The organism is Sphingopyxis selenitireducens, assembly GCF_051550705.1.
GTDB lineage: Bacteria > Pseudomonadota > Alphaproteobacteria > Sphingomonadales > Sphingomonadaceae > Sphingopyxis.
In genome coordinates this window covers 193,421-207,855 of sequence record NZ_JBPULG010000007.1, presented here as the reverse complement: position 1 = coordinate 207,855, position 14,435 = coordinate 193,421, and the positions used below count along the sequence as shown (strand labels likewise).

Below are 14,435 nucleotides of genomic sequence, written 5' to 3'. Positions count from 1 at the left end.
TCCGTCAAAGATGGGGAATTGATAGCCGGGAGAAATGCTGTGGCCGGAAGGAACGCATCGTCCCTCCCGGCCCGGCTCCGGTCAGTCGCGATCGACCGGGCAGCGGTTGGTTGCGGTTTCGACGCAGTCGTCGGTGCCGAAGCTGACGACCGAGCCGGTCAGGATCGTCTGGCGGACGGTGCGGAGCTTTTCGACTTCGGTCGCCATGTCAAAGGCCTTGTCGAGTGCATCGTCCTCCGCCGACTGGGCGAAGTTTTCCAGGTTGAGCGGGCCGACCGACCCTTCCTCGGTCGTCAGATCGACGTTCGTCTCGCCGCCCACGGTGATGTTGTCGAGCCCGCGGATTTCGACCGCCCCGACGAACAGGTCGCGCGATGCCCGGATGCCCGCATCGCCGGCGTTGACGATGCCGTTAAAGGCATAAAGGTCGACGTCGCCGCCCTGCTTGCCGTCAACCTGGTCGAGCGTGGCGATACCCGCGCCGTTGGGCAGACCTGAAAGCTGGATGTTGGTCTGCCCCCATGCGTTGATCGGGAAGGCGACCGGCGGCACCGAAAGCGACGTCTTGCGACCGCGACCGGCGTCGATATTGCCGAAGGACGACCAGATCAGGATATCGCCGTCGTCGGCGGTCATCGTGCGGCTCTGATTGACGATATAATCGCCATAGGTGACCACATTGACCCCGCCGCCGCGTTGGGTGACGATACCCGCGGTGCCCGGATTGGTGTTCGATATCGCAAGGCTGGCGAGCTGGATCGAGCCGCCCGGCGCCAACAGGTCGACACTGCCGCCGCTTTCGCCGCGGATCTGGCTGACCATCATCTCGATATTTCCCGTCCAGCGATGCTCGCCTTCGGCCAGCGTATCGCCCGGTTTGCGCTGCGCACCGGGGAAGAGGCGGCCGACTGCATCATAACCGCGCGTCGGGTCACCCTGACGGACATAGCGGCCGTCGGTTTCGGGCGAGCGTCCCACCGCCTCGCGCCCGGCTGTCTTCAGCTCGGCGTTGAGGATGTTGACCGCGAGCGGCCGCTGGAGCACGGGGTCGAGCGCCTTGAACGCGGCAAGCGCCTCGGCATATTCGGCCGGATCGATTTCGGCGACCAGCTTGCCCCGGGTGATCGGGCGGCTGCCGCTGACCTCGTCGGTTGCTTCGGTCGGGATCGGTTCCTTCCCTGCCATCTCGCGCATGTAATTGACGAGTTCGATCGCATAGACGGTGGTCCGTGTCTGGCCGTCGGCCAGCACGACATCGGTCGAGACCGTCAGCCCCTCGCGGTCGCCTTCGACGAAATACTGGCGAAGCCATACCGGCGCATCGGCGACATTCTCAGGATCGAGATAAAAGTCGAGGAACGCCTGATACTCGGGTTCCTGATCGATGCCGGCGAGAACGCTGATGCTGCCCCCGCTGAGCGGCGCTGCGGTCGGGACGATGCTGTACGCCTCCCGCGCCCGGATACCCCGTCCTTCGGTCCGGCCCATCCAGATTTCGTCACCGGCCTGCACCCACAGGCGCCCGGGACCATAGAGTACCGCGTCGGGCAGATAGATCGAACCGCCCGCCTCGATCACCGGCACGTCGCTGCCGTCGTGGGTGATGAAGCTGATGTCGCCCATGCGGATGTCACCGCCCGCCTTCAGGCGCGTTTCGTGCCCGAAGGTGAAGGTTCCGCCGTGCATGCCGTTGCCGCCGCTCGGATCGATGTCATAGCCCTCGTTCCATCCGATCATGTCGCCCTGCGCGGCATAGATGCGGCTATAGCTCGACGAACCGCTATGCACGTTGGGCCCATCGATCCCATAACCCGGCCCCGCCTGGTTGAACATCCAGTGGCCGTTCAGCGAATCCTGCGTAATCGTCGACTGGAACAGGCCGACATTGAAATTGTTGCTGCCCGGATTGATCGCCCGGGGCACCCACAGCGGATCGGCATAGCCGATGGTGAAGCCCGCACCGTCATAATTGCCCGCAAGGCGGAACTGGATATTCTGTTGCGCGAGAAGGTCGAGCCGCGTGTCGGGCCACATATCGACCATGACACGGGAGCCGGCCTTGTCCTCCGTCCCGAAGTTGATCGAGCCCGCCGTTGCCACGAACGCGGTCTGGCTGGGCAGCACGTTCACACCGCCATTGGGGCCCGACTGGGTACGGAAGTTGATGTCGCCGCCCAGCGAGGTCACGCGAAGGCTGGTTTCGGCCGTGTAGCCAAGCCAGCTCGGCTGGTTGCCGTTGTTACTATAACGCCCGTTGAGCCACAGCGGCAGCGAGGTTACGCCCAGCATTGAGGACACGCCGCGCAGATTGACGTCGCCGCCCGCCTGCAGGCTGAGTTGCGCATCGTCGATGGCGAGTTGCAGATAGGCGGCGTTGTCGAGCGCCAGGGCGATCCCTGTCCGCTGATCGGTCGCGATCACGCTGCCAGCGACATCGATCGTCGCGCGGCCCTTGCCGACCTGGACAAGGCCGCCCTTCATATTCTGGCCGACGCTCATCACCAGATCGCCGCCGCCCGACAGCTGCAGCGTCTTGGTCGGCATGTCGGTCGTGCCGCCCGAAACTCGTACCCACGTCGGAAGCGCGACGACCAGATTGTCGACATCGCCGCCGCTGGTGATGCTGACGTCCCCGCCACCCAGCGCGCCGATGCCCTGGCCGAACTGATCGGCGAGCAGCGAAAGCGCGGTCTGACCGGTCTCGTCGGCCTGATATTGGGCATATTCCATGTTGAAGAGCGCGTTCGGATCCTTGCCCGGATAGGAAAAACCGAACAGCGCCGTCGTCGGCGTCGAACCGCTTGCCACCATCCACCGATAATTTTCGAGGATCGTCCCCGCGCCGGTGATCGCGCCGCCCACGTTCACATTCACGTCGCCGCCCTTGGTCATATACGATCGGTGCGCGATGATGCCGGGCACATTGTTGTTCGAGAAACCGACATGTGTCTTGTCGGTGAAATTGGCGACCGGGCCATCCTCGACGCCGACGGTATAGATCGCGCCGTTCACCATCTCGATCGGCCGCACGTCTTCGAAGGTGAAGGTGCTGTCATCCCGGATATAACGCCCGTCGGCTAGGACAAGCGCGACGTCGCCGGAGCCGCCGACCACCACGCGGACCTCGAGATCGCCGAGGCCGGCGATCGAGGCAGGGACGTGCATCTGGACCGGCGCGCTCGGGTCGTTCGACCGGTTCGAGGCGATTTCCCAGACGAGGTCTCCGCCGAGATAGGTCTTGCCGGCAATGACGACTTCGCCGGGGAAGCGGGTATCGGCGGTCAGCGTCACATCGGCGGTCAACACGGTATCCGCCGCGAGCACGCTGCCGTCGGGCATTTCGGTCCCTGCGGGCAATTTCGTGCCCTTGCGCAGCACCGTCCCCGCAGGAAGCTCGGGGTAGAGGGTACGCCCGGCGCCGTCTGCAGACGCGTAGCTCGTCGGTTTCAGGATCGTGCCGTCGGCGACCGGCGTGCCTTTCGGAACGGTGATCCGCGTCGCCGGATCGGATCCGTTCCAGCTGCCCTGATAATTGATCAGCGACGCCTTTTCATAGGTCAGGTCGCCGCTGGCGGCGACATTGATGTCGCCCGTGCCGGTCCGCACCAGCCCGCCGACCTCGATCGCGCCGCCGCTGCCGGTTTGCGTCGACAGCACGTTGGTCTGAGCGAAATCGGCGCCCGCGACGAGATTGTAGCTCCAGCTGTCGTCATTGGTGAAATCGGATGCGGGCGTATCGGGAAGCGGAGCCGCGCCCGGCGTCCAGCCATAGGGAAGTCCCTCCGGCGCGATGGTGTCGGGGGTCGCGCGCCCGTCGACAAAGCCATCGGACAGGTTGGCGTTGATCGTCAGGTCGCCCCCGGCGCGCAGCGTCAAGACGCCGCCCTTTCCGTCGAAGCGCGCATCCTTGAAGTTCCAATTGTGGACAAGGTCCATATCGCCTTCGGAGCGCAGTTCGATTCCGGGCACCAGCTGGAATGCGGCATTACCCGTCTGGCCGAGCCGCGCACGAATGCCGGCGCCATTGCCATCCATGAACGCCATCGCATCGGCGATCACCTGCTGCTGCAACGCCGTGTCGATTTCAGCCAGATGGCCGTTCGATGCATCGCCATCGGCATCGTTCAGATCATAGACCCGGAAGGCTTCGAGCTGCGTGTTGCCACCCGAGACATCGGCGCCCCAGCGCGTGACAGCGACGTCGTTGCCGGTCTGCGCCGCGCGCAGCCGGACCGTTCCGCCCTGCCCCTTGCCCTTGCCCGATACGTCGATCGACGCATTGCCGACGTCGATATTGCCGCCGACCGCGACCTGCAGGTCGACCGAACCGCCACGCTGGTCGGCGCCTTTCGCGTTCACGTCGAAGCGCGCGCCGTCGGCGACGATCAGGTCGCCGCCCGACGCGAGCAGGATCGTCCCGCCCTTGGCGCTGTCGCTGCCCAGGATCGCGTCGCTCGCCACCGAAATATCGCCGTTGCCGGTGACGATGCGGAGCGCATCGACACGTGTCGTGCCGTTCAGCACCACGTCGCCATCGAGGATCGCGAAGTCGCGCCGGCGCGAGAAGCCCCAGCTGTTGAGCTTGGCGTTGAGGCCGCCGAAGTCGTCGAGCGTCGAGGTCGTCAGCGCGAAGCTGCCGGTGCGATAACCGTCGGCGACATCGGCCTTCAGCAAGCCATCCAGCCTTACGATACCGCGCCCCGCCGACAGCGCCACCGCGCCGGCGTCGCCGCCCGCCGAACCGCCCGACACGTTAAGGAGCGACCCTGCATCGACCAGCGTGTCGCCATTGACCGAGGTGAGCTGGATACTGCCACCGGGCAGGAAGCCCTGGACTTCGAAGAAGGACACATCGGCGCCGCCGACGTCGATCTTCGCGCCCGAGGCCAGCCGGACATCACCCTCGCGCGCGGTCGCGCGCACCGTTCCCGACCCCGCGCGGATCGCGGCATCGATCAGGACATCGGTTCCGCGGAAATCGAGCAAGGCGCCCGCCGAAGCAAAGGCGGGAAGCGCCGCCGTGCTGCCATTCGCGCGCAGTTCCACCGCCCCCGCCGCAGTCACCACATGGCCCGCGCCGCTCTCACCGGTAATCTCGGCGGCACGGATCGTGAGCGCACCGTCGAAGCTGCTTTCGCCGAGGCCGGCAAAGATCACCCGCTGGTCGGCATTCACCGTCGTCGTGTCGAAGGCGAAATCGACCTTTCCTTCGCCCATCACGATATTCTTCGCGCCCAATGCCAGCCCGCCGCCGTTGCCGGTGGCGTCGGTCGCCGCGGCATCGCTGTTGCTAAGTTCAATCGTACCGGCGGTGATGCTGACATTGCCCGGCGTTTCGCCGCGCGCGATGAAGGCCGCGCCGTCGAGCGCGACCGTGCCGGTCAGGTCGAGCGCCACATCGCCATGGAAATCAATGGTCGAATAGCTTTTGAGCGTCAGCTTGTCGGCCGTCGTCAGCGCGGCCAGCGTTGCCCCCGCGAAGACGAGGCCGTCGGTGCCCTGCGGAACCGCACCAAGGCTGACAAGACCCGCCGCTGCGGTGATGGCATCGGCTTTGATCACCGCGCCGTTGCCGACGATCGTGTTCTCGGTCGAGTCGAGCAGGACCGCGTCCGCCGCTTCGAGTACGGCGCCCGCCTCGACGATCATGTCCCCGGCAACGCTCTGCACATTCTGGCGCGACACGCTGATGTCGCCGAGGTTCGAGACGCGCAGGAAAGCTCCGCCGCGATCTTCGGCAGCGGCTTCCAATTGGCCCTGCTCGTTGAAATAGGCAGGCATGCTCGGCGCGATTGCGATATTCGCCGCGTCCGCGCCGTCGCCCTGGGCGCGGATCACCGACCCGCCTTCGACACGCACGCTCTGGTTCGCGGCGAACAGCAGTTCGGTGCCGGTCAGCGGGTTGGCGCCATTGGTGCGGATCACGACGTTTTCGGCGCCGACGCTCTTTTCGGGTGATCGGACCTCGTCGGCGGAATCGCGGGTATATTGGCCGGTGACGACTTCCAGCCCGCCCTGACCCTGACGACGGACACCCCCGATCAGCAAGCTTTCGGCGATGTTCGAGATTTTGGAAGGATCGAGAACCAGATAACCGACGAGGTCGCTGACGTCGGTGCCCGGCGCCGCGATCACGATATTGTCCGACGTGATATCGACGATGCCGCCGCGGGCGTCCTTCACGCCGCTGGCGCCGCCGGCAAGAATGGTGCCGTCGAGTTCGAGCGAGCGGTTTGCCGCGAGCGTCAGGAAGCCGCCATCGACCGGCAGGCGCGGGTCGGCGTTATAGGGATTGCCCGAGCGCAGCAGCCCTTCGAGGAAGCGTTCACTGGAGAAGAAGCTGTTGCCATAGGTTTCGAAGAATTCGGAGCGTTTGCGCACGTCGCTTCCGCTCGTCAGGCGCCAGGTCGACAGCGTCTGGTCGGTGATGCCGGTGCCCGACAGGCCCCGGCGCCCGAGCACCAGGAAGCTGTCGTCGGACGCCCGGCGCGCCTGCGTCGTCATCGGCGTGTCACCGGCGAGCGAGAGCAGGTAGCCGCCCGGGGTCAGCGCATATTCGGCCGGAAGCAGCGTGTACCAGCCCGCGGGGTTGCCGTCGAAAGCGGCCAGCCACACCGACGAACCGAGCGGCAGATAGCCCGCCGTCGTGCCGCTGTTGACCCTGTCGCTCGAGGTGCCCGGATTATAGAGCGGATCGATCGGTGCGACGATGTCGTTGCCATAGGCCGGGACGATCGCATAATTGCCCGGCACGTCGAGAATGTTCGTCTGGCCCAGCGGCCCCGCGACGAACTCCAGCCCGAGCACGTCGCCGCTGCCCGACACGTCGATCGTCGCGCCTTCCTGCACGTCGATGATATCGCCGCTCAGCGAAACCCGCTTTTCGGGCGGGGTCGACAATTCGGTCGCACCGGTGGTCCCCGCCGACGTCGGCGCGTACCAGCTCTGACCGTCATAGGTGTAGCCATAAAGGATGGTACGGCCATCGGCGGCCGTCGATGTGACGCTGCCCGGAAGCAATGCGACGCTGCCCGGAACGAATGTCTCGGTGCCGCTTTCGTCGGTTACATTATAGCCCGTTGCGGTCAGGCGGATTTCGCCGAACGGCGCGCGCAGCGTGCCCGCCTGCTCGATTTTCGGCGCTTCGAGGATAAGCGTTCCGCCCGCGGACAGCGGCGCAGCTCGGCGGCCGGTCTGTTCGACGCGGATGCTCCGGTCTGAATCAAAGCGAAGAACGCCGTCGGTGGTCGGATATATTTGCGCCGCGCGCAGCACGAGGTCGCCCGTCGTATGGATTCCCGGTGTAACCTCGCCCTCTTCGGGGACCGGCTGCCCGGCCACTACGCCAAAGCCGCCGCGCATGTCGCCCTGGGCCGCGATGACGACCTTTTCGAATCCGCCGACCTCGAATTTGCCGGCGATTTCGACCGTCTCGCCCGAAACCGTCAGCGTCCCGCCCGCCGGTTCCTTCAGCGCGAAGCCGATCGCGCCGCCGCTGGTCAGATAGACGTTGCGGCTGCTGAACGACATGTCCTGCGTACCGTTGAACCCGCCCGCGACGGTCAGCACCCGCTGGCTCGAAATATCGATCGCCTGATCCGATTCCAGCTTACCCGCTATCGACAGCGTATCGAAACGCTTCATGTCGCGCAGAATGTTCGCACCGACCGTGGCGCGCGAGCCGCGACCGAGTTGCTCCGGATTCTGGACATTGCCGAGCGCGGCGAGCACGAAGGTCATCGAGCGGTCGAAGGCTGCCTTGTCGGCGGGCTCATAGCCTTCCGGAAATGCATAGCGGCTCGGCGGCGGCACGTTCGGAGCCGTCGTCATGTCGGCGTCGAGCACGAGTGCACCGTCGGCGTCCGAGGGATTATATTTGACCAGCGGGCTCAGCACGGTGCGCACGAAATCGGTGAACTCCGCGATGCTCGTGATCTGGATGTCCTCGATGTCACCGGCACCGAAGCCGAGCTGCGATTCGAGCCAGCCGTAATTGTTCGCGAAAAACTGGCGTAGGCTGACCGGGTCTTCCGGCGTCGGTTCGGGGAAAAAGGCATATTGAAGATTATCGAGGATCGATTGCAGGCCGGCCTCGCCCGTCGACCAGTCGGTGTATTCGGGGAGCAACAGCTTGCCGTCGAGCCCGCCGGCGATCTCAAGCTTGCCGCCATAATTAAACTGGCTGCCCGCTTCGCCGCGCAGGTTGCCGAGCAAATAGCCACCGTCGGCATTGAGATCGATCGCACCGGCATCGCTGCCGATCACCTGATTCACCTTGACCACCGCATAGCGGCCGGGCTGCAGGATCGACAGCAGGCCGCTGGTCCCCGACACGTCGATCGTCGCGCCGGCATCCATGACCACATGGCTGCCCTCCACGGCAACCGCGCCGCCATTGACGATCCGCCCGTCGTACCAGAAATCGCGGCCGTCGGCACCGCCCGGCACCTTCACCGTCTGCGCGATGCCGGTCGCGTCGAGCAACGCGCTATTGCCGAGATGTATGGTCGATGCGGACGTCCCGCCGACCGCAATCGAGCCGCCGTGCGCGCGCAGCGTGCCGTCGACCCGGATCTGCGACGCGTCGAGCAGAATGCTGCCAAGCGCGTCGACTTCGACGAGCGCGCCCGCTTCGATCGTGATGGCATCGCCGAGCAGTTGGAGCGCGCCGCCCTGACGCAGGTGCGGCGGCAGAAGCGCAAGGTCGGTCACGTCGCGAAGGTCGGTACCGCTCGCTACGTCATAGGCGCGGCCGCGAAAGCGCATATTGCGCGTCTGGAACAACAGGTTGGCGCCCGAAGCGATCGTCAGCGTATCGGCGCCGAGCGCCAGGCTGCCGACGCCCATGTCGCGGAACAGCGTCTCGTCGATATATTCGGCCTCGCCTGCCGATCCGCCGGCGGGGCCGACGACGACGTCGCCCGAAGCGATCAGCGCCAGCATGCCACCGCCGCCGAGGCCGCCAAGACTGATATCGGCGAAATCGAGAATCGCGCCGACGGTCTGGCCGCCACCGCCCAGTTCGATCTTGCCGCCCTTGCCTTCGAACAGGCGGAAATCGCCCTCGTTGAAGCGGGTGGATGCACCCTGCCCCTGGCTGTTCTGCCCCGGTTTCACGCGCTGGTACCAGCCGCCGCCGCCGGCATCGAGCGTGATGTCGCCAGTCAGCGTCGAGCCGAGCAGACTGATCGTCCCGCCGTCGATATAGCCGCGGATGACATTGGCGGGCGCATCGACGTCATTGATCCACGGTGCCGCGACCGACAACAGGACGTCGCTGCCGATCGTCATGCCATTGGCGGCACCGAGCGCAATATTGCCCGACGGCGCGATGATCGAGACATTGCTGCCGACGCGGCCAACGCCATTTTCGCTGCTGGTCGAAAAGCCGCCACCCGGCGCGAGACGGATCGAGACGCCGGGATTGATTGTCTGGGTCTGATGACCGCTGCCATAACCCAGCACGACGTTGCCCATGCCCGAGAAGAAATCATCCTCGATATAGGAAACCCAGCGCGGCTGGCCGTTTTCATAGACTCCCTTGGACGTCCAGAGCGGGTCGCCTTCGGCATAATTTTGCTCGCCATGGCTGGTGCCGACCGCGAACGGATCGAGCAGCATGGCGTCGCTCTCGACGAACGGCCCATTGGTTTCGGTCTCGGTCCACAGTGTGCCAGTGAACGCCTTTTCGTCGGCGACGACGAAGCTGTACGTCGACGACCAGGGTCCATATTCGGGCCCGCCGCGATGGAGCGTCGCCGAACCCGCCTTGGGCATGCCGATTTCGCCGACAAGGCTCGCGCCGACAGCGCCGGCGGGAAGGCGCGGGGCGCGGATCTGGCCGAGCGCGCCCATCATCTGGCGGTCGCCCACGACGACATCGCCCGTGAGCTTGCCGAACAGGCGCGAACTGCCCGACAGCAATTCGACCGACCCTGCGTCGGAGCCCTCGACATACCCCTTCTCGAGCCGCGTCGCCTTGCTGATCCCGACATAGCGCAGGTTCGGATCGGCGTCGGAGATATTGTGGAAGCGCCCGAAGCTGTCCTGCAGGCGCGTAACGGTCACTTCGGCGTCAGTATATTTGGTGCTGCCGCCCGATACGTCGATCGTCGCGCCGTCCTCTACGATGGCGAATTCGGACGCGCGGATGCGCACGTTGCCGCCCTCGACCGACATTTGTTCGGCGGTGCGCTGTTCGCCCGCCAGCGCGCCGGTCCAGTCGACGATCGCCGCGCCGTCGCGGCGGTCGACATAGACGGTCTCGCCCACGAGGATGCCGTCGCGCTGCTTCGGTGAGGCCGACACCTCGTTCGAGCGTACCTCGACCGCGAAAATATTGTCGGCGACGCTGCGCTCGACATCGCGCAGACCCGATACGTCGATCCGCGCGCCCGACTTCATGACAAAGCTGCCCTTGTCGCCGCGGACTTCCTGAACCGATCCGTCGGTGGCAGCCGGGCTGCTGCCGCCACGTTCGCCGACGCCGCTCGGGCTGGCGTGGATCACGACCTCGCCACTGCGCGAAATCACGCTGGAATTTTTCTCGAGGACGATTTCATTGCCTGCGATCAGGACGCGCCCCTTGGCAAAGCTGTCGGCAGCAAGGCCGGTGATATCGGAGGTGTCGGGCGTTATGCTGGTGACGCTGCCTTCACCCAGCGTGACCTTGCCGGCGAAATAATTGCCGCCGACCGAATATTCGCTGAGCATGAAACCATGGCTGGCTTGCAACACGACGGTTCCGTTGCGCTGACGCGCGCCGTTGGTAACGCGAATGGCGCCCAATTGATCGACATTGGCGCCGACCATCGTCACCGCGCCGCGATCGGCCAGAATCTCGCCGCTGTTGGCGACGGTCATGCCCACATCGCCAGCCCGCCGGAGATAATCTGCTTCCCACTCCAGACGCGCTTCGGGCCGGCAACACGGGAAGCCGGGGTAGCTGCCATAGGAATCGTTGATAGGCGTCGCCATCACATTGACCGCGAGGCCGCCGCGCGCCGAGTTTGTGAACGCCTGTCCGGCGCTGAGCTTGACCTGCTCGCCGGCCGCCATCAGCACCTGCCCGTCGCGCGCCTGCAACTTGCCTGCGTTCGATACATTCGGACCGAACAACATGATCTTGCCGGGGCTGGCGCTGTCGGACGAACTCGCCGTCAACGTCGCGCCGCGCTCGACCGTGATGCGCGAATTGGCGATGTAATGATTATAGTTCTGCTGCGTCGCGGCGAGGCGCGCGCCATATTGATCGATGAACTGCGTCTTGATCTGCGCCGCCACCTCGTCGCGCAGATTCTGCGGGATCGTTTGCGATCCGGCGGGTATTCCCTGCCAGCTTATCCCTGTCCAGAACTGGCTGATGTTGGTGAAGTTCGAATATTCATATTCGCCCATTTTCGACACGTCGATACCGGCGATGATGCTTTCGAGCACTGCGCCCAGGCCGACATTCGCAAAGTCGGGATCGATGAAATAGACATTCCGGCCCTTGGCGGCGTCGTAATAGCTCAGGGTATCGAGGCCGTAGCCCATGTTATATTGGTCGACGCCCTCCATGCCTTTTTCGCGCAGGATCGCGATACGGATCGCGGCGCGCGCGAGGAAGTCGATGACACTGGTGCGCTCGCCCGCGACCGGCGCCGGCGCCTCTCCGAGCAGGCTGCCCGGATCGAGTCCGACCGGCGGGCGCGGCACCATGCCGATATTCTGGGCGGGAAAGAGCGGGTTGGCGGCCTGGCCACGGATGACCCCATTGCCAGACAACAGGCCATTATACAGCTGGTTCTCGGTGATCGGCAGCGCCGTCGCAAGGATGCTGTGCGCGTTGATCTGCGCCCCATCCTTAAAGATGATGCCGTTGCTATTCTGCAACCACACCTGCCCCTTGGCCGTGATCTTGCCCGCAATTTCGCTTGGCTTGCTGTCGAAGATGCGGTTGAGCGCGATCCAGTCGGTGCCCTGCTGCTGGAAGCGCACCTCCTCATTCTTCCCGACGTCGAAGCGTGACCAGTCGAGCAGCGCGCGCTTCTGTTCCTGCTCGATCGTCATCACCAGTCCCGTGTTCCCCTGCGCCACGGTCGGCAGCTTGGCGCCCGTCCAGCGCCCGCCCTGCAAGATCTGCGTTCCCGGCAGGGTGCCGGCTTCCTGCGCGGCGGCGGGCTGCGAGGCCATGATCAGCAGCGAGGAGATGCTGACCGATGCCGCCAGCGCGGCGCGGCTCAAACGGGTGATGCGCTTGCGGGCGGGGGCGGTGAAAGCATTGGGAGTCAGCATGACGATTCCTCGGGATCGAATAGGGAAAGGGGTAGGCGCGAAGGGTGTGCGGATCAGGGGTTGGCCGGTGCCGGTTCGGCGGCCGGCACCGCGTCGCGCTCGGGATAGAAGCCGAGCGCCGCGACCTGGTCGCTGAACTCCTGCAACTTATTCTCCAGCCGGACGCGATAGAGGCCGGTCAGCGGTTCGGTCGCCGCCATCTTCTTGCCGAGACCCATTTTTTCGTAGTCGGCGATGATCGCGTCGCCGAGTTCGCGCAGCTCGCGGTTCTTGTCGGCGGCAATGCCGATCGCCTTGCGGCTCGCCTCGATCTGGCCGGTGGCGCTGCGTGCCGCAGCGACCTCCGCCTCCATTGCGCGCATCTTTTCCGACATGTCGCGAAGCTGGTCGTTACGCTGCTTCAGCGTATCGATCAGTTGCTGCGCCTGCTCGGCGACGATGCATCCGCCCGGGGGCGCATTGCCCTGCGCGCGCGCGGCGGGAGCGAAGGCCAGCGCGAGAAGCGACAGGCCGATGATGTGCTTTTTCAACATGATATCCCTCAAAACTTCGCGTTCAGGTCGAGCATGAAGACGTCGGTGTCGATCGGCGGAGCGGCTCCGCCGGTCGCAGGATCGACAAGGTCGATGGTGCGCGCCGAAAGCCACGAGCCGGTGAGCCAGAAATTCTTGGCGAGCCCCCAGCTGCCGCGGACGACGAAACCTTTCTGGTCGGTGCCGCCGAGACCGAAGTCGGAGTCGGTGAACAGGTCGAGGGTCGAATCGGCTTCGAGGCGGCGGTAACCGGCGCTGAGGCTCCATGCGTTCGCTTCGGCGATTTCGCGGTGGCCGATCGACAGCTGTGCATTCCACGCCATGTCGCCGCTCGACGCAGGCACCAGACGGTCGTCGAGTTCGTCGCGGTCGAAGGCGAAGTTTTTCAACACTTCGAAATCGAGCGCGCCGACGAGGGTCGGGTTGATGTCGAATTCGGCGCGCGCGGTCGCCGCGCCGACGCGGAATTTCGATGCGAGGCCGAATTTGACCGTGTTCACGACGCCGCCGTCCTGGCGCAGGTTGAACACCGAGTTGCCGAACTGGACGCGATCGGGCGCGGTGAAGTCGTTATCGCGCAGGCCCTGCGTATTATACTGGCCCTGGACGTTCGCGAATTCGTAGAGCGCGGCCGCCGCCTTGAAGCGCAGCCCGTCGACCGGTGCGGTCTTCACCCCGATCTGGCCCGCGAACAGGAATTTGTCGTTGCCGGTGAAGTCCCATTCCTCGAGCGGGAAAGCGCCGCCGGTCAGGAAGACCGAGGGCGCGCTCTCGTCGCCGCCAAGGCGCGCCTCAAACGTCGCCGCAGCGCCTTCGAACTGCAGATCGCGATCGAACATCAATTCGGTCGAAAAGAAGGGATTGTCGAATTTGCCGAGAATGAGGTTGCTGCCGGCAAAGCGGCCGTCCTTGTCGAACGGGCGCACGCGGATATACGCGCGGTCGAGCCCGACCATGAACTTGTCGAAGTTGCCGGTCAGCGATTCATTCGTCGAAACGGGGTCGATCGGATTGCCCGTGACGAAGCGCAGGCCGGCCTCGACCTTATCCGACACCTTGGCATCGACACCGAAACGGGCGCGGACGCGGGCACGCTGGCGATCCTTCGTCGTCGCGCGCAGCGGCAACAGATCATCGACGAAATAGCCGCCGTCGGCGTTGATCGCGTTGATGTCATAGATCAGCGGCGTGTTGCTCTGACCGAAGGCGACATGTTCGCCGCGCACGCGCATGTCGCCCGAGAAATGGAAGCGGCTCAGCCACTCGGGAAGCGCGTCGGGTTGGGCCCAGCCTTCCTGCCGGGCGGTCGCGACGACCTCCTTCTTCACTTCGTCGCGGATCTGGTTACGGACAGCTTCGGGCACATAGGGAACCCGCACGACGCCGCTGTTCGCCTCGGCGCGCTTGCGCGCTTCGGACAACACCGAATTGGCGTCGTCGCGCGACAGCACGCCCTTTTCGACGAGAACGTCGAGGATGTCGATCGTCGATGGATCGGTCGGACGATCCTGCGCGGCGGCGCCTTGCGGTACCGCGGCCAATGCAGCGAGCGCAGCGGTCGCGGCCAGAAGGGTCGGTTTACGGAAATGGCTACGCATCGTTGATTTTCCCTGTTCCTTGGTCATG

Annotated in this window: 3 protein-coding genes; all 3 read right to left on the bottom strand. The window is 65.0% G+C overall.

From position 1 onward, the window contains the following. Positions 1 to 81 precede the first annotated feature (81 nt). The 3 genes from ACSYDV_RS21815 to ACSYDV_RS21805 are packed head-to-tail and all read right to left on the bottom strand — an operon-like array spanning position 82 to position 14,407. Positions 82 to 12,276: a filamentous hemagglutinin family protein gene (locus tag ACSYDV_RS21815; protein WP_438326179.1), complete on the bottom strand. Its 12,195-nt coding sequence runs from the start codon at positions 12,274 to 12,276 to the stop codon at positions 82 to 84. Positions 12,277 to 12,329: 53 nt separating this feature from the next. After that, positions 12,330 to 12,809 (bottom strand): hypothetical protein, encoded by a 480-nt coding sequence (locus ACSYDV_RS21810; RefSeq protein WP_438326178.1) that lies wholly within the window; start codon positions 12,807 to 12,809, stop codon positions 12,330 to 12,332. Between the two features lie 8 nt (positions 12,810 to 12,817). Next, the gene (locus ACSYDV_RS21805; protein WP_438326177.1) at positions 12,818 to 14,407 is read right to left on the bottom strand and encodes a putative porin; all 1,590 of its coding nucleotides are present in this window, start codon (positions 14,405 to 14,407) and stop codon (positions 12,818 to 12,820) included. Positions 14,408 to 14,435: the final 28 nt, after the last annotated feature.

Coding starts and splice junctions, on each gene's coding strand:
- ACSYDV_RS21810 (WP_438326178.1), bottom strand. CDS start 12,809: ATGTTGAAAAAGCACATCATCGGCCTGTCGCTTCTCGCGCTGGCCTTC.
- ACSYDV_RS21815 (WP_438326179.1), bottom strand. CDS start 12,276: ATGCTGACTCCCAATGCTTTCACCGCCCCCGCCCGCAAGCGCATCACC.
- ACSYDV_RS21805 (WP_438326177.1), bottom strand. CDS start 14,407: ATGCGTAGCCATTTCCGTAAACCGACCCTTCTGGCCGCGACCGCTGCG.